At 69.9% G+C, this 15,539-nt stretch carries 13 protein-coding genes and 3 pseudogenes; 6 read left to right on the top strand and 10 right to left on the bottom strand.

The window, feature by feature from the left end; genetic code table 11:
- Positions 1–124 precede the first annotated feature (124 nt).
- Complete coding sequence (locus tag ACFYO5_RS23260) at positions 125–700, bottom strand: helix-turn-helix domain-containing protein (protein ID WP_388712302.1); 576 nt, start codon at positions 698–700, stop codon at positions 125–127.
- Between the two features lie 191 nt (positions 701–891).
- Here ACFYO5_RS23260 and ACFYO5_RS23255 point away from each other — a divergent pair, with 191 nt between their 5' ends.
- Positions 892–1,878 carry an alpha/beta fold hydrolase gene (locus ACFYO5_RS23255; RefSeq protein ID WP_388711668.1) on the top strand — a complete coding sequence of 329 codons (987 nt, stop codon included), beginning with the start codon at positions 892–894 and terminating at the stop codon, positions 1,876–1,878.
- 272 nt (positions 1,879–2,150) lie between these two features.
- On the opposite strand, the gene ACFYO5_RS23250 is transcribed toward ACFYO5_RS23255, so the two are convergent.
- Entirely contained in the window at positions 2,151–3,287 is a 1,137-nt protein-coding gene (locus ACFYO5_RS23250) for a hypothetical protein (protein WP_388711665.1), read from the bottom strand.
- Positions 3,288–3,773: 486 nt separating this feature from the next.
- Between ACFYO5_RS23250 and ACFYO5_RS23245 the strand changes: the two are divergent.
- Positions 3,774–4,091: pseudogene (locus ACFYO5_RS23245) on the top strand (hypothetical protein); the annotation flags it as partial.
- Positions 4,078–4,326 (top strand): annotated as a pseudogene (locus tag ACFYO5_RS23240) (transposase); the annotation flags it as partial. The pseudogenes ACFYO5_RS23245 and ACFYO5_RS23240, both read left to right, overlap by 14 nt.
- A 266-nt stretch (positions 4,327–4,592) precedes the next feature.
- Here the strand turns inward: ACFYO5_RS23240 and ACFYO5_RS23235 are convergent.
- On the bottom strand, positions 4,593–5,276 hold the full coding sequence (locus tag ACFYO5_RS23235) for a TetR/AcrR family transcriptional regulator (RefSeq protein ID WP_388711662.1): 684 nt from the start codon (positions 5,274–5,276) through the stop codon (positions 4,593–4,595).
- A 64-nt stretch (positions 5,277–5,340) separates the two neighbouring features.
- Between ACFYO5_RS23235 and ACFYO5_RS23230 the strand changes: the two genes are divergently transcribed.
- On the top strand, positions 5,341–6,315 hold the full coding sequence (locus ACFYO5_RS23230) for a hypothetical protein (protein ID WP_388711659.1): 975 nt from the start codon (positions 5,341–5,343) through the stop codon (positions 6,313–6,315).
- 242 nt (positions 6,316–6,557) lie between these two features.
- Here ACFYO5_RS23230 and ACFYO5_RS23225 read toward each other — a convergent pair.
- The 7 genes and pseudogenes from ACFYO5_RS23225 to ACFYO5_RS23195 all read right to left on the bottom strand — a co-directional run.
- Positions 6,558–6,781, bottom strand: a pseudogene (locus ACFYO5_RS23225) (heterodisulfide reductase-related iron-sulfur binding cluster); the annotation flags it as partial.
- On the bottom strand, positions 6,754–7,689 hold the full coding sequence (locus tag ACFYO5_RS23220) for an amidohydrolase family protein (protein WP_388712299.1): 936 nt from the start codon (positions 7,687–7,689) through the stop codon (positions 6,754–6,756). The pseudogene ACFYO5_RS23225 and the gene ACFYO5_RS23220, both read right to left, overlap by 28 nt.
- 5 nt (positions 7,690–7,694) lie before the next feature.
- On the bottom strand, positions 7,695–8,006 hold the full coding sequence (locus tag ACFYO5_RS23215) for an L-rhamnose mutarotase (protein ID WP_388711656.1): 312 nt from the start codon (positions 8,004–8,006) through the stop codon (positions 7,695–7,697).
- The gene (locus ACFYO5_RS23210; RefSeq protein WP_388711653.1) at positions 8,003–9,001 is read right to left on the bottom strand and encodes an aldo/keto reductase; all 999 of its coding nucleotides are present in this window, start codon (positions 8,999–9,001) and stop codon (positions 8,003–8,005) included. The genes ACFYO5_RS23215 and ACFYO5_RS23210 overlap by 4 nt, the downstream gene beginning before the upstream one ends.
- Complete coding sequence (locus ACFYO5_RS23205) at positions 8,998–9,756, bottom strand: SDR family NAD(P)-dependent oxidoreductase (RefSeq protein WP_388711650.1); 759 nt, start codon at positions 9,754–9,756, stop codon at positions 8,998–9,000. Before ACFYO5_RS23205 ends, ACFYO5_RS23210 begins: the two co-directional genes overlap by 4 nt.
- Positions 9,753–11,090, bottom strand: a complete 1,338-nt coding sequence (locus ACFYO5_RS23200) for an enolase C-terminal domain-like protein (RefSeq protein WP_388711647.1) — start codon at positions 11,088–11,090, stop codon at positions 9,753–9,755. Before ACFYO5_RS23200 ends, ACFYO5_RS23205 begins: the two co-directional genes overlap by 4 nt.
- 13 nt (positions 11,091–11,103) lie before the next feature.
- Positions 11,104–11,955, bottom strand: coding sequence for a fumarylacetoacetate hydrolase family protein (locus ACFYO5_RS23195; protein WP_388711644.1), 852 nt, complete (start codon positions 11,953–11,955; stop codon positions 11,104–11,106).
- An 838-nt stretch (positions 11,956–12,793) separates the two neighbouring features.
- Between ACFYO5_RS23195 and ACFYO5_RS23190 the strand changes: the two genes are divergently transcribed.
- Entirely contained in the window at positions 12,794–13,849 is a 1,056-nt protein-coding gene (locus ACFYO5_RS23190; protein ID WP_388711641.1) for a sugar ABC transporter substrate-binding protein, read from the top strand.
- Between the two features lie 97 nt (positions 13,850–13,946).
- Positions 13,947–15,539 carry a sugar ABC transporter ATP-binding protein gene (locus ACFYO5_RS23185; protein ID WP_388711638.1) on the top strand — a complete coding sequence of 531 codons (1,593 nt, stop codon included), beginning with the start codon at positions 13,947–13,949 and terminating at the stop codon, positions 15,537–15,539.

Below are 15,539 nucleotides of genomic sequence, written 5' to 3'. Positions count from 1 at the left end.
GAGCAGGGTATAGGTGTGGCCCTGTTGTCGATGCCGGTTTCGGTCTGCCGAAGGTGCCGGTGGCTTGCGGCCGCTGCGCGACGCTGAGCGGTACCGCGTCCGGATCGGTCAAGGGCACTGCGGGCTACCGGGCCCCGGGGCCGGGTGCCGGCGGGGTCCGCGGCCGCGGTCGTTCGCCCTGCGGCCCGAACAGGACCAGGTACTCGACCGGCCCACCCAGGCCGGCGTTCGCCACCCCGTGCGGGGTGCGGGTGTCGAACTCGGCGACATCCCCGGCGGCCAGGACAAGATCCTGGTTGCCGAGCGCGAGCCACAGTCGCCCGTACAGAACACACAGCCACTCATGACCCTCATGGGAGACCTGACGGGGCCGCGCGGACGGTTCCTCGACGCCGGGCAGTACGTGCTTGTGGGCGTGCAGGCCGCCGACGTACCTGGTGAGCGGCAGCACCGCCTTGTCGTCGCCGAAACTCTGCGGCGCCGAGGCACGCGACTCGGCCACCGGGGCGGGTGCGGTGCCGGCCAGCTCGTCCAGGGAGACGCCGTATTCCTTCGCCAGCTGGAGGACCACCTCCAGGGTGGGTTTGCGCCGGCCGGTCTCGATCCGCGACAGCGTGCTCGGCGAGATGCCGGTCGCGCGGCTGATACCGGCGAGCGTGGCGCCGTGCTGCTCGCGCACGGCTCGCAGCCTGGGCCCCATCGCCGCCAGTATGCCGTCCAGGTCCTCGCCTGCCACCGTAGCCGCTCCTTCCAGCCGCACCGCTCAACCACCCTGTCCATACCTGACCTGACCTGCGATCTTGCCAGAACGGCAACGCCGATGGCGGCGGGAGGCCCCCGCGCCGCATGATCGACGGGTAGCCGCGTCTGCCCGCGAACCCAGGAGAATCCATGCCGCCCGAGCCGACCGCCGAACTCCGCCACCGCACCATCGAGACCTCGGCCAGCCGCTTGCACCTGGTCGAGCAGGGCTCCGGCCCGCTGGTCCTGCTCGTGCACGGCTTCCCCGAGTCCTGGTACTCCTGGCGCCACCAGCTCCCGGCCCTCGCCGCCGCCGGCTACCGGGCGGTGGCGGTCGACGTGCGCGGCTACGGCCGCTCCTCCAAGCCCGCCGCGACCGACGCCTACCGGATGCTCGACCTGGTGCGGGACAACGTCGCCACGGTGCGCGCCCTCGGTGAGGAGAGCGCGGTGGTCGTCGGCCACGACTGGGGCTCCAACATCGCCGCCTGCTCCGCCCTGCTCCACCCCGAGGTCTTCCGCGCCGTCGGCCTGCTGAGCGTCCCCTACGCGCCGCCCGGCGGTCCCCGGCCCACCGAAGTCTTCGGCCGGATCGGCGGCCCCGAGCAGGAGTTCTACGTCTCCTACTTCCAGGAGCCCGGCCGCGCCGAGGCGGAGATCGAGCCCGACGTCCGGGGCTGGCTCGCCGGCTTCTACGCGGCGCTGTCCGCCGACACCACGCCCGCCCAGGGCCGGCCCGACCCGCACTTCGTCACCCCCGGCGGCCGGCTGCGCGACCGCTTCCCCGCCGGCCCGCTCCCCGCCTGGCTGAGCGAGGACGACCTCGACGTCTACGCCGCGGAGTTCGAGCGCACCGGCCTGACCGGCGCCCTCAACCGCTACCGCACCATGGACCGTGACTGGGAGGACCTGGCCCCCCACCGCGGGGCTCCGATCAAGCAGCCGTCCCTGTTCATCGGCGGCACCCTGGACGCCTCCACCACCTGGATGGCCGACGCCATCAACGCCTACCCCACCACCCTCCCCGCCCTGTCCGCCTCCCACCTGCTGGAAGGCTGCGGCCACTGGATCCAGCAGGAACGCCCCGACGAGGTCAACCGCCTGCTGACCGACTGGCTCACCACCCTCCAGGGCTGAACCAGACACGCCGGGACGTTCGGCAGTCGCGCCACCACGGGACGACCAGCAGGAAGAGACCGCGCTGCCGCAGCCCTTGGCCGCGTCGAACGAGGCCCATGCCCGCCTGCGCCATCCCGTCGAGCAAGGCATGGTCCCCGCCCCAAGATCTGGCGGCTCTTCCGCACAGCACGCTGCAGCCCGATCCGGCTCACCGGTGCGGCCAAAGCCGTCCTCACTCCGGGGAGGTACCTCTGAACATGCTCACTACGTTCAGTGCGTCTTCACCGATGTCAAACCGACAGCTGAGCGTTTTCCTCTTGCATGGGACAGGCGGACGCCGCCGAGGGTGCGGCCGTGGGTGCCCCGGCCTTCGCTCCGATCTGATGCAGGATTTCGACGGAGAGCAAGTCCTCCTTGCCCTTGAAGGCGTCCGCGATCACCGGATCGGTAGGGAAGACCATCTCGGCTGAGACGTTGTCCTGCACGATCCGGGCGAGATTGTCCAGGGCGACGAAGACCGGGTCGCGAGGGACTTCGACGGTCGGCAGGTCGATCAGGTGGGTGGCGACCTTCGCCGGATTCATGCATCGCCTGATGATGATCGAAGCCTGGTTCAGCTCGGACGTCGTCCAGATCGACAGCACGACCGTATACAGGTCCTTCCACGACTCCTCGCCGATCGTGTCCCGCCACTTCCGCATGAGACCTTCCACACCGGAGATCTGCGCCGCGGCCGCGTACCTCATGTTCGTGCGGATACTGGGGTACGTCCTGGCCGAGAACTCCTCGAACGACGCCATGTCGAATGTTCCGCTTCTCACGGAATCACGGATGAACGTGAGTGCTTCGTCGAGGATCTTCGCGCAGGAGATTTCCAGTTCCTGTGGCAGATTGGCCTTTCCGAGCTGCCGGCGTGCAGTGGCGAGCGTGGCGGCGTACCGCTGGAGCGGGCTGATCCAACCGGTCGCCCGAGGGCCCTCGAACGCGACCATGTCCAGGTCGTGGGGGTCGATGCGTCCGGCACTGGGGAGGTTGGGCACCTTGTCGCTCAGGTACGCGGCAATGGTCGAGAAGACGCCCTGAGGTACATGGCTGATCGACTTCGCCAGTTCGAACAGCTCGGGTACCGGGTTGGCGGATTCCTGGACGCTTCCGCCATGGATGAGAGTGAACTTGCCGCCCTTTGCATCATTTTGGACGACGATCACAGGACTCAGACGACTGATCAGTTCGGACTTGAGCGCGGCATAGCTCGCCCGCATACCGACGTTGGCCGCCCTAATGGCGTCACGGGCCCTCAGCTCGGCATCCGCCACCTCCTCCCCCGCGCCTGCACGCGCGGTGGCAGCAGCCGGCAGAGCGACGTCGAAAACCGCTGCCGCACCGGCCGCTGACACCCCGTCGATGAATCCTCTACGCGTGACCATTCCTTGTCCTCCCATCCTGCGCGCACTCCAGTGCGCGCCGCTCGTGCGGACTGCGTCGCGCACGTTTCGACGACGACCGGATCAGGTTCCCAGAGGGACGCACACAGGCGTACGCCGTACCGTTGACCCTGGGTATTCAGCGGAATTGGCCGACTGACGTTCCGACAGCAGAAAGCCGCCTTCCTGCAAAGATGTGGGTGTCGAAGTCATATCGCTGCGGGACCAAGGCAGCTTTCCGGTGGTCGAGCGTACAGGGTGGGACCGCCGGCTGACGGGAAAAGGCTGACCGGGCAAGCCGGGGCGGTGCTGCTGCGTCGGTGTGCTGACCGGGCGGGGCTGGCGGACGCGCCGACAGCGGTGCCGCCGTCCAGCGGGTGGCCGGCTGGCGCGACCGTGCGGCAGTGCTGGTCACCTGGCGGTCGCGTTCGCGCTCGGGGCCGAGAAAGCTGTCGGAGGCCGAGCGACCGCACTTACATCAGTGGAGGGCGGAGTGACATGCAGGTCGGCAGCAGGCTCTACGCCCAGGACGACAAGGCGGGCTCCCTGCCGACGTTGTTGGCCGCAACGCAGGACCTGCCCGGCGCGAGCTACGTCGGGCCCGACCAGGGGGCGAGATGCGAGGTGGGCCGACGCTGGTCGGACGGTCGGCGACGGCGAGCGATGCGGCGGTCGTGGGCGGTGTCGGAGGATCTGACGGGCGGGAGCTGGCCGGTGGAGCACCCGGCCGCCGGGCGCTACCAGGACTCCGTCACCTCTGCCTCTCGGTCCTGTTCGGGGGCACGTCGAAGGTGTGGACGCCCATGAGGTGTGCCGTGCCCGAGCGCAGTTGGCACTGCTCGTCGGTGATGTGTTCGCCTCGGTGTCGCGGAAGGATCGGCGGGCCAAGGGCGGCTGCCATCTGCGGGGGCTGATGCTCGACGGGTTCGTGAATCGGTCGACGTGGGATCCGGTGCCGGTGCGGCGGCGGATCGCCCAGCGGATGGTGCCACAGGCCGGCCCGGATGCCTGGGCGGTCGATGACGCCGCGACGTCATTCCCGGCGCCGATCTCGCATCCGGTACCCAGCCCGGCACTGGTACCGCCGGTCGCTTCGGCTGCGAGGCCGGCCGGGGTGCCCAGGACGGGAAGGACAGCCCGGACGCGGGCGCCCATGTGCGGCAGTAGCAGCGTGGAGCGTGGCGGCGTCGACCCCCTCCGGAGCGCACCTTATCTAGAGGTGGAGCCCATTCACGCTGGTCACGCTGGTCCATTGAGGTAAGAGACAGTCAGGCACGTCAGGCCCAGCGGGCGGGGCTTGTGACGTCGTCAGCAGCCGGGCTGACGGGAGGGCTGCCGCGTCTGCGACGTCTCTTCACCGGCGTCCGCGTGGAGTCCGAGGCACAGCCGGTTGAATGCCCGGAGTGCTGCCGGGGCGACCGTGTCGCGGGCGCGTGCGGCGGGTTCGCCGGACATGACGCGCCGTTGGATCTCCCGCAGGACTGCCCGGTACGTCCCGGCGACGGCCCCCGCGAGAAGCGCGGGCATCGGGAGGTCGCTGCTGCCAGGGCTGGCGGTCGTCGGTGGATGCTCGGCCAGGGCCACCGCCAAGGCGGCCTCGGCACGTTCGCCGATCTCGCGCTCGCGTGCGCGCAGTGCGGGACTGTCGTGGATGACCTGCCAGAACCTCAGTGCGCCGGGACGAAGTCCCAGCATGGGTTCGTTCTGCTGCAGCGCGGCCAGCAGGTCATCACGGACGACCTCCACCGGGCAGGTGCCCGGCGTTCGGTCGCGTACGAGCGCGGCGAGATGGCCTTCGGCCTCGGCCTGGCGGTCGAAGAACAGGTCCTCCTTGGTGGAGAAGTAGTTGAACACGGTGTTGGTGGACACCCCCGCGTGTCGCGCGACGTCGGCGACCGTGACCTGGTCGAAGCCGTGCTCCAGGAACAAGCCCAAGGCCGCGTCCGCGATCGCGGTGCGGGTCTGCTGCTTCTTGGTCTCTCGAAGTCCCACACCGGAAATGATAGCGTCGCCACAAAATTGTGGTGACACCAAGATTTTCGGAAGGAGTGACCTCATGGCTCTGACCTTCGGTATCTATCCGGGTGGCCTCCTGGGCGACGACAAGGGAATCGTCCACCCGGTCCGACCAGACCTGCCGGACCGCATCACCGACGCACTCGACACGCTGCAAGGCACGACGACCACGCTGTCGGTCCGCGCCTACCAGCCGTTCGCCGCCACCGTGACGGCGCAGGAGCCGCCCACGCCCGCCGACCCTCGGAAGTACCTTGAGGGCGGACGCAAACTCGACCTCGTGCTGCCCTTCAGGGAGCCGTCAGGGCGACTGGACGGGTGGCCTGAGTTCGTCCGCGAAGCCGTCCGTACCCACGAACCGCACCTGGCCTCCGTGCAGATCTGCGAGGAACCGAACGCCGATCTCCCCGTCCTGGACGGCAGCATCCCCAACGTTTTGAACGCCCTCGTTCGGGGAGTCGTTGCGGCCAAGCAGGAGGCCCGCGCTCTGGGCCACACCATCGCGGTCGGCTTCAACGCCGTGCCGACCTTCGATCCGGCCGACACCTTCTGGTCCGAGCTCGCCGCCCGGGCCGACGCGCGCTTCCTGGCCAGCCTGGACTACGTCGGCCTGGACTTCTTTCCCGACGTCTTCCGGCCCATCGCCGCCGACCAGCTGACAGAGGCGGTCACCGCCGTCCTCACCGCCTATCGGCGGACCGACCTGCCCAAGGCAGGCATCCCGGACACCGTCGCCATCCGTATCTGCGAGAACGGCTGGCCCACCGGACCGGGCCGCCCCGAGCAGCGACAGGCCGCTGTCCTCGAAAACGTCGTCCGGACCGTCGCCGCCCTCGCGGCCGACCTCAACATCGACGGCTACTCGTTCTTCGCCCTGCGAGACGCCGACAGCGGCGCCGAGGGACTCTTCCACCACTTCGGCCTCCTGCGCGATGACTACACCCCCAAGCCGGCCTTCGAGACCTACCGGCGACTCATCGACGAACTGGGGAACGCACCGTCCGTCGCCGAGTGAGGTCTTCGTCCGCCGGGCGGCCCGGACCGGTGTCGCGTCATGGACAAAGCCCGGAATGCTGGTCTGGTAGAGCGACCGGTCGGTCTGAGAGGACAGACAGTCCCGATGTGGGAGCCGTCTGAGGCTGGGTCTCCAGCTCCTCCAGGGGGTGTTCGTGCGGGCCGCGGCCGGTTTCGGCTGCCAGACCGCCGAGGGCGTCGGGGCTGGGGGCTGGAGGGGGCGGGCCCTGAGCGGCAAGGTGACTCGCGCGCCATCCCCGCGCAGGATCCGGAGGCGGGTGACGACCGCGTCGTACTCCTCGAAGACCTCGGCGAAGCGGCGCACCTTGGGCAGGGTCTCGGGCCGGTAGCCGCTAGCCGGTGTTGACGTGCATCTGGCCGCAGCAGGTCTGTGGCTGAGGGAACTCCACGGTGTGGCCCAGCCGTTCCAGCAGTGTGATCACCGCCCGACCGGTGCTCGGGAACATCGTGTCGTTGAAGCAGGTGATGAAGAGGGCTGTACGCGCGGGGAGTTCCCGTGGAGGGGCAGGCCGTAGGTGCGTAGCGCGGTGCCGGCGAAGACCTCCCGCCGCTCGGCGGGGCTGAGCCCCGCCATCAGCTCACCGGCAGCGCCGCCGACCTCGGCATAGGTGGCGGCCAGCCGGCACACGGGCCAGTCGGAGCCGAACATCAGCCGCTCGGGACCGAAGGCGTCCAGCACGGTGTCGGCGTAGGGCTTGAGGTCGTTCACGCTCCAGGGCCGGTCGGCCTCGGTGACCATGCCGGAGAGTTTGCAGACCGTGTTGGGCAGTGAGGCGAGCAGCCGGACCGCGTCCGCCCAGGGGTGGAGTTCACCGGAGGCGATGGGTGGTTTGCCAAGGTGGTCGAGGACGAAGGTGCAGCCGGGCAGGCGGAGGGCGGCCTCGTGGGCGGCCGCCAGCTGATGGGGTGTGACCAGGAGGTCGTACACAAGCCCCGCCTCGGCGACCGAGGCGAGGCCGCTCCGCACGTCCGGGCGGAGCAGCCACCCCGGATCGGGCTCGCCCTGCACCTGATGGCGGATGCCCACCAGCTGCTCGCCGCCCGGCAGCTCCCGCAGTCCGGCGAGGGCATCGGCGACACCGGGGGCGGTCAGGTCCGTCCAGCCGACGACTCCGGCCACCAACTCGTTCCGCGCGGCCAGGGCCAGGAGTTCAGGTGTCTCCTCCGCCACGGTGACCGTCTGCACCAGCACGGTGGCGGTGACTCCCACGGCCCGTGCCTCGGGTTCCAGGTCGTCGAGGGTGAAGTCACGGCGCAGGGGCGCGAGTTCCTCGCCGGTGATCCAGTCCTGGTCGCGTACCGCCAGGTCCCACACGTGGTGGTGCGCGTCCACGATGCCCTGGCCGGCGGCCATGCCGCTCACAGCTCCCACACCACGGGCAGGCAGGCGTCGGCGCCGTCGGCCGAGTAGTCGTGGACGACCTCCAGGAGGCCGGTCATACGGGCCTGCCAGGCGGCGTTGACCGGGAGCTTCTCCAGCTCCGCGATCATCGCCGGGTAGTCGTCCGCCTCCAGGAGGTGGAACAGGTCGGTGCCGCTACGCCAGATCGTCCACCGGCTCACTCCTGCGGCGCGGATGGCGGCGGTGAGTTCCTCGGGGACCTCGCGGTGTGCCGCCTCGTACTCCTCGACACGGTCCGCGCGGACCTTGGTGTGCAAGGCGATCCTCACGACGACTCCTTCGTCGGCAGCGGAACAGGCGCCTCGGCGGGCAGGAGTCCTTCGGCGCGCAGGTCGTCCCAGACGGCGGTGGGCACGGACCGCCGTAGCAGTGCGACGGTGTCGTGCACCTCGTGTGCGGAGCGAGCCCCCGTCAGTACGCTCGCGACCGCCGGATGGCCGAACGGGAAGCGGAGGGCGGCGGCGCGCAACGGGACCCCGTGGCGTTCGGTGACGGCCTTCAGTCGCAGCGCCCGGGCCAGGACGGGTTCCGGGACGGGCGCGTAGTCGTACGTGGCACTCGGCCGCGGGTCGGTCAGGAGACCCGAGTTGAAGACCCCGCCGACGAGCACGCTCCTGCCCCGGGCGGCGGCTTCGGGGAGCACTTCGGCGAGACCCTGCTGCTCCAGGAGGGTGTACCGGCCGGCCAGCAGGACGGCGTCGACATCCGTTTCGCGCAGGAAGCGCGCGAGCAGGGCGGTCTGGTTCATGCCGACGCCGATGGCGCCCACGACGCCTTCGCCGCGCAGCCGCTCCAATGCGGGGTACGCCTCACCGAGAGCCCGCTCGGCGTGGTCGTCGGGGTCGTGCAGCAGGACGATGTCTACGTGGTCCAGGCCGAGCCGCTCCAGGCTGGCCTCCAGGGAGCGCAGGACACCGTCGGCGCTGAAGTCCCATACCCGGTGATGGGTCGCGGGGACGGCGAAGCCGTTGGCGAGGTCGTCACCGTCGGTCTCCTGCGGCACCAGCAGCCGGCCGACCTTGGTGGAGACGGTGTACGTCCCCCGGGGACGACCGCGCAGCGCGGCACCGAGGCGCCGCTCGGACAGGCCGAGTCCGTAGTGCGGGGCGGTGTCGAAGACGCGGATGCCCGCGTCCCAGGCGGCGTCCACCGCGGCGACGGCGGCCTCGTCGGTGACCGGGCGGTACAGGTTGCCGATGCCCGCGGCACCGAAGCCGAGTTCCGTGACCCGGACACCACTCGTGCCCAGCGTGGTGGTTCTCATGAGCCGGCCGCCGGACGCAGCCGAAGTCCTTGCATGCCGCCGTCGACGGCGAGGGCGGTGCCGGTGACGCTGGCGGCGGCGGGGCTCGCCAGGTAGGCGATGGCCGCCGCGACCTCGTCCGCCGTGACCAGTCGGCCCATGGGCTGGCGGGCGTTCAGGGCGGCCCGCTCGGCGTCCGGGTCGTCGGCGGCGTCCAGCAGCCGCCCCACCCAGGGGGTGTCGGCGGTGCCGGGGTTCACGCAGTTGACGCGGATCCCCTCGCGGACGTGGTCGGCGGCCATGGCCAGGGTGAGCGAGAGCACGGCGCCTTTGCTCGCGGAGTACAGGGCGCGCTGCGGCAGTCCGGCGGTGGCGGCGATGGAGCAGGTGTTGACCACGGCCGCGCTCGCCGAGCGGCGCAGGTACGGCAGGGCGGCGCGGGTGGTGCGGACGATCCCCAGGACATTGACGTCCAGGACGCGGTGCCACAGTTCGTCCGGGTTGTCCTCCACGGTGCCAGCCGCGCCGATGCCCGCGTTGTTCACGAGGATGTCGAGGCCGCCCATCTCGGTGGCCGCCTCCGCCACGGCGGTCCGCACCGACGTGTCGTCACTGACGTCGGCCTGGAAGCCGCGCAGCGGAGGCTGCGCAGCCGACGCGTCGAGGTCGAGTACGGCGACCCGGGCGCCCTGCGCGGCCAGCGTCCGGGCCGTGGCCAGCCCGATTCCGGAGGCTCCGCCGGTGACGAGGGCTCGGAGTCCTGCCAGCCCGGTCATGCGGCCTGTTCCTGTCCGGCGAGGTCGGCGGCCCAGAAGGCGCCGTCCGGGTAGCGGTACTCGGCGATGGACGTGGCGTGCATGGTGGCGGAGAAACCGGGTGCGAGCGGCGCGGCGTAGTGACCGCCGCGGATCACCACAGGGTCGGTGAAGTGCTCGTGGAGGTGGTCGACGTACTCGATCACCCGGTCCTCGGTGGTGCCGGACAGGGCGAGGTAGTCGAACATCGACAGGTGCTGGACAAGCTCGCACAGCCCCACGCCGCCGGCGTGCGGGCACACCGGTACGCCGAACTTGGCGGCGAGGAGCAGGATCGCCAGGTTCTCGTTGACGCCGCCCACGCGCGCGGCGTCGATCTGGAGGACATCGATGGCTTCGGCCTGCAGCAGCTGCTTGAAGACGATGCGGTTCTGCACGTGTTCGCCGGTGGCGACCTTCACGGGCGCGACGTCCCGGCGTACGGCCGCGTGCCCGAGGATGTCGTCGGGGCTGGTGGGTTCCTCGATCCAGTACGGGTCGAAGACGGTGAGCGCGTTCGTCCACTCGATCGCCTCGCCGACGTTCCAGCGCTGGTTGGCGTCGATGGCGATCCGGATGCCGTCGCCGACGGCGGCTCTGGCGGTGCGCATCCGGCGGACGTCGTCCTCCAGGTTGGCGCCGACCTTCAACTTGATCTGGGTGAAACCGTCGGCGACGGCCTGCTCGGCCAGCCGGGTGAGCTTGTCGTCGGAGTAGCCGAGCCAGCCGGGCGAGGTGGTGTAGCCGGGGTATCCGCGCTCCAGCAGATCGGCCTCGCGCCGCGCCAGTCCGACACGGCCTTCGGTGAGCAGGCGTACGGCCTCCTCGGGGGCGAGGGCGTCGGCGATGTAGCGGAAGTCGACCTGGGAGGCCAGCCACTCGGGGTCGGCATGAGCGAGCAGCCGCCACAGTGGCTGGCCCTGCCGCTTGGCGGCCAGGTCCCATACGGCGTTGAGTACGGCGCCGATCGCCATGTGCATCACGCCCTTCTCGGGGCCGAGCCAGCGCAGTTGGCTGTCCCCGATGAGGTCCCGGTTCAGCGACCCGGGGTCGGCGCACAGCTCGTCGACGGAGCGGCCGAGCAGGTGCGGGCGCAGGGCGTTGATCGCGGCGACCTGTACGTCGTTGCCGCGTCCGATGGTGAAGGTGAAGCCGTGGCCTTCGAGCCCGTCACCGGCGTCCGTACTCAGCACCGCATAGGCGGCGGAGTAGTCGGGATCCGGGTTCATCGCATCCGAGCCGTCCAGCTCACGCGAGGTGGGGAACCGGATGTCGTAGGTGTCGACAGCGACGATCCGGGCGGGGATTGCGGACAAGGGAGGCTGCCTTTCAGGCTTGGGCGAAGGTCTGGCGCTGGCCGCCGAGTCCGTCGATGGCGAGTTCGACCGTGTCACCGCGGCGCAGATAGGGGTTGCCGGGCAGGCCGAGGGCAACGCCCGCGGGTGTACCGGTGTTGATCACGTCACCCGGTTCCAGGACCATGTACTGGCTCAGGTACGCCACGATGTGGTCGACCGGGAAGATCATGTCGCGGGTATGTCCCTGCTGCCGCTTCACACCGTTGACGCTCAGGTGCAGTGCGAGGTCCTGCGGGTCCTCGATCTCGTCGGCGGTGACCAGCCACGGGCCGAGCGGGTTGAAGGTCTCGCAGGACTTGCCCAGGTCCCATTGCGGGGAGTATTCCAACTGGAACTCACGTTCCGACACGTCATGGCTGACGGCGTAGCCCGCGATCACGGACCGGGCGGCCTCCGGTCCGTCGAGGTAGCGTGCCCGGCGACCGATGACGACGGCGAGTTCCACCTCCCAGTCCGTCTTCACGGAGCCGCGCGGGATGAGTACCTCGTCGTACGGGCCGACGACCGTGCTCGGGTCCTTCATGAAGACCACCGGACGCGGCGGAATCGAAGCGCCGGTCTCGGCCGCATGGTCCCGGTAGTTCAGGCCGACGCAGACGACCTTGCCGGGGCGTGCGACGGGAGCACCGATCCGCAGGCCGACGGGGTCCAGCTCGGACAACGACCTTTCCGCGACGGCGGCGCGCAGCCGCTCCACGCCCCCGGAGCCCAGGAACGCGCCGTCGATGTCGGCGGTGACAGGAGACGCGTCGAGCAGTCGGCCGTCCTCGGTTCGGACGGCAGGCCGCTCCTCACCGGGAGCTCCAAGACGTAGCAGTTTCAACGGGAACAGCTCCCTTGCGGTGGGTGGGTGGGTGTGGGTGGGTGGCGACCGGTTGCGTCGGCCCACGGGCCGACTTCGGCGCGCCCGGGCCGGGAGGGCGGGACGTGGTGAGAAGACGCGCCATCCCGCAAGTCATCCGATGTCTGATGTCATGGCGACTGTAGAGGGCAGAAGCGCGAGTGGCAATGCATTCCTCGGAGGTGTGCCCCTTTCACCGAGTGACACAAGGGGGACAGATCCGTTGTTTCCTGCCGGTTGCCATCGGGTGGGCGACGTGGCATCCGATGAATCGAACCGTTCTCGTTTGGAGCTTCTTCGCCGCTTCGGCCCAGTACGGACCGGGGAACTGGTGGTCCAGGTCGTCTTTCTGCATGTCAAGGCAGCCGCCGACCCGGGCGCCGGAGCGGGGGCGGGCCGCGGCCGGCACGTTGCCGGATCGTAAGACGCTGTCGCCGGGCGTCTAACTCGCACGACAACCCCAGGTCAAAAGCGTCATCGAGGGCTCGGAGGGCGTACGGACCCGCCCGGTCGCCCGGGGCCCGCGAAGCCCCGCGACTCATCGTGGAAGAAACCCTTGTCAATCTCGGCAACCTCGCCGTAACGTCCTCATCGCCCGGCAGACATCGGATGACTCGATTGCTTCCCGTTGAGCCGCGAACGCCTCGGACATCGGCCTCATCCTCATCCCTCCCCTGGGAAGCGTGGTCCCGCTACGGCTGCCCCGTTCCCGCTCCTTCGACGACCTCACGCCTTTCCCGCTCCCCCCGCGGGGGAAGCCGTCGCTCCGTCCCACCGTCGCCCTGCGGCTCCCTGCCCGGGCTAAGGAGAGAACACGGTCATGAAGTTCGCTCGTACTCGTTCCACCGCCGCAGCCGCCACCGCCGTCCTCGCGGTGCTGGCCCTCGCCACCGCCTGCAACCGGGAGAGCACGGCGTCCACGCAGGGCTCGGGCGGCGACAAGCCGGCCATCGGCATCGACCTGCCCCGCTCGGACTCCGACTTCTGGAACTCCTACGCGGAGTACATCGAGAAGGACATCAAGACCGACGGCATCAACGCCCTGCCGCGCAGCAACTCGCAGAACGACGTCACCAAGCTGGTCGCCAACGTCCAGGTGTTCCAGAACACCGGAGCCAAGGCCGTCGTCATGGCGCCCCAGGACACCGGTGCCGTCGCCTCCACCCTCGACACCCTCAGGACGAAGAAGATCCCGGTCGTCAGCGTCGACACCAGACCGGACAAGGGCGACGTCTACATGGTCGTACGCGCCGACAACAAGGCGTACGGCACCCAGGCCTGCGAGTTCCTCGGCAAGCAGCTGGGCGGCAAGGGCAAGGTGGCCGAACTCCAGGGGGCCCTGGACTCCATCAACGGACGCGACCGATCCGAGGCGTTCGCCGCCTGCATGAAGGACAAGTTCCCCGACATCGCGGTCTTCGAGCTGCCCACCGACTGGAAGGGCGACGTCGCCTCCGCCAAGCTGCAGAGCCTGCTCGCCCAGCACCCCGACCTCAACGGCATCTACATGCAGGCGGGCGGCGTCTTCCTCCAGCCGACCCTGGCGCTGCTGGAGCAGAAGGGCCTGCTCAAGCCGGCCGGCGAGAAGGGCCACATCAGCATCATCTCCAACGACGGCATCCCGCAGGAGTTCGACGCGATCCGCAAGGGCCGGATCGACGCCACCATCTCCCAGCCCGCCGACCTGTACGCCAAGTACGCCATCTTCTACGCGCAGGCGGCAGCCGAGGGCAAGACGTTCGAGCCGGGTCCGACGGACCACGACTCCACCATCGTGAAGCTCCCGAACGGCCTGGAGGACCAGCTGGCAGCACCACTGGTGACCAAGGAGAACGTGGAAGACACGTCCCTGTGGGGCAACAACATCAGCCGGTGACCGACCGGCCGACGGCCGAGCGGAGGGACGGGCGGCATCTCGTCCCTCCGCCTCGCTCGACACGTCCCCCGAACTCGACAGAAGGACGGTATTCACCATGGCGGACACCGCGACCGCCCCGACGAACGGCGCGGGCGGCCAGGCCCCGGTGGTCGAGGCGACCGGGATCAGCAAACGGTTCGGCGCCACCGTCGCACTGCGCGACGCCCGCATCACCATCGCCCCGGGCGAGTCGCACGCCTTGGTGGGACGCAACGGCGCGGGCAAGTCCACGCTCGTGTCCATCCTCACCGGCCTCCAGCAGCCGGACACCGGGTCGTTGCGCTTCTCGGGCGAGCCGGCACCCGCTTTCGTCGACACCGACGCGTGGCGCTCCCGTGTCGCCTGCGTCTACCAGCGGTCCACGATCATCCAAGAGCTGAGCGTGGCGGAAAACCTCTTCCTGGACCGGCAGAGCCCCACCGCGCTGCGGCCCATCCGCTGGAACCAGCTGCGGCAGCGGGCCGCGCAGCTGCTCGGCGAGTACGGGGTGGACATCGACCCGGCCGCCCGGGCGAAGGACCTCACCGTCGAGCAGCGGCAGTTCATCGAGATCGCACGGGCGCTGTCCTTCGGCGCCCGGTTCATCATCCTCGACGAGCCGACCGCGAAGCTGGACGCCCGCGGCATCGCGCGTCTGTTCGACAAGCTCCGCGACCTCCAGCGGCAGGGTGTCGCCTTCCTCTTCATCTCTCACCATCTGCAAGAGGTCTACGACCTGTGCGCCACGGTCACCGTCTACCGGGACGCAGCCCACATCCTGACCGCGCCCGTGGCCGAACTCGGTCACCAGGCCCTGGTGGAAGCCATGACCGGTGAGACGGCTTCCCCGGCGGCCGCGGCCGGCTCCGCGGCCGTGCGGCCCGACGCCGAGGAGCTGCTGACGATCGAGGGCCTGACCCTGTCCGGCGCCTGCCGCGACCTGTCCCTGGCCGTGCGAGCGGGCGAAGTGGTGGGGCTGGCCGGTGCTGCCACCAGCGGAAACGTACAGCTGGGCGAGACCGTCGCAGGTCTGCACCGCGCCGATGCCGGCCGGATCTCGGTGGGCGGCCGTGAGGTCCGTACCGGCAGTGTGCCGCGGGCGCTCGCCGCGGGGGTCGGGCTGGTCCCCGAGGACCGCCACCTACAGGGTCTGGTCAACAACCGCAGTGTCGCGGAGAACGCGACGCTGACCGTCACCGACCAGTTGGGTCCGTACGGCACCGTGCTGCCCTCACGCACCAGGTCCTTCGCCCAACGCATGATCCAGAGCCTCGACATCAAGACGCCGGGGGCAGCCACCGCGGTCTCCGCCCTGTCCGGCGGCAATCAACAAAAGGTCGTCGTCGCCCGCGCGCTGGCCACCGATCCGCGGGTCCTGGTGGCCATCCGGCCCACCAACGGGGTCGACGTCAAGTCCAAGGAGTTCCTCCTCAGCCGCATCCGCCAGGTGGCGGACGGCGGTAGGGCGGCCCTGATCGTCTCCGACGAGCTGGACGACCTCAAGGTGTGCGACCGCGTGATCGTCATGTTCCACGGACAGGTGGTCGCGGAGTTCGACCGCGGCTGGAAGGACGAACACCTGGTCGCCGCCATGGAAGGCGTGTCCGGAACGCCCGCCGTGTCCCCCACCGAACAGACCGCCCCCTCGCGACACGAGCACGGAAGGTAG

The sequence above is a fragment of the Streptomyces sp. NPDC006259 genome, from assembly GCF_042870975.1.
GTDB lineage: Bacteria > Actinomycetota > Actinomycetes > Streptomycetales > Streptomycetaceae > Streptomyces.
This window is presented reverse-complemented; position numbering and strand designations above follow the sequence as displayed.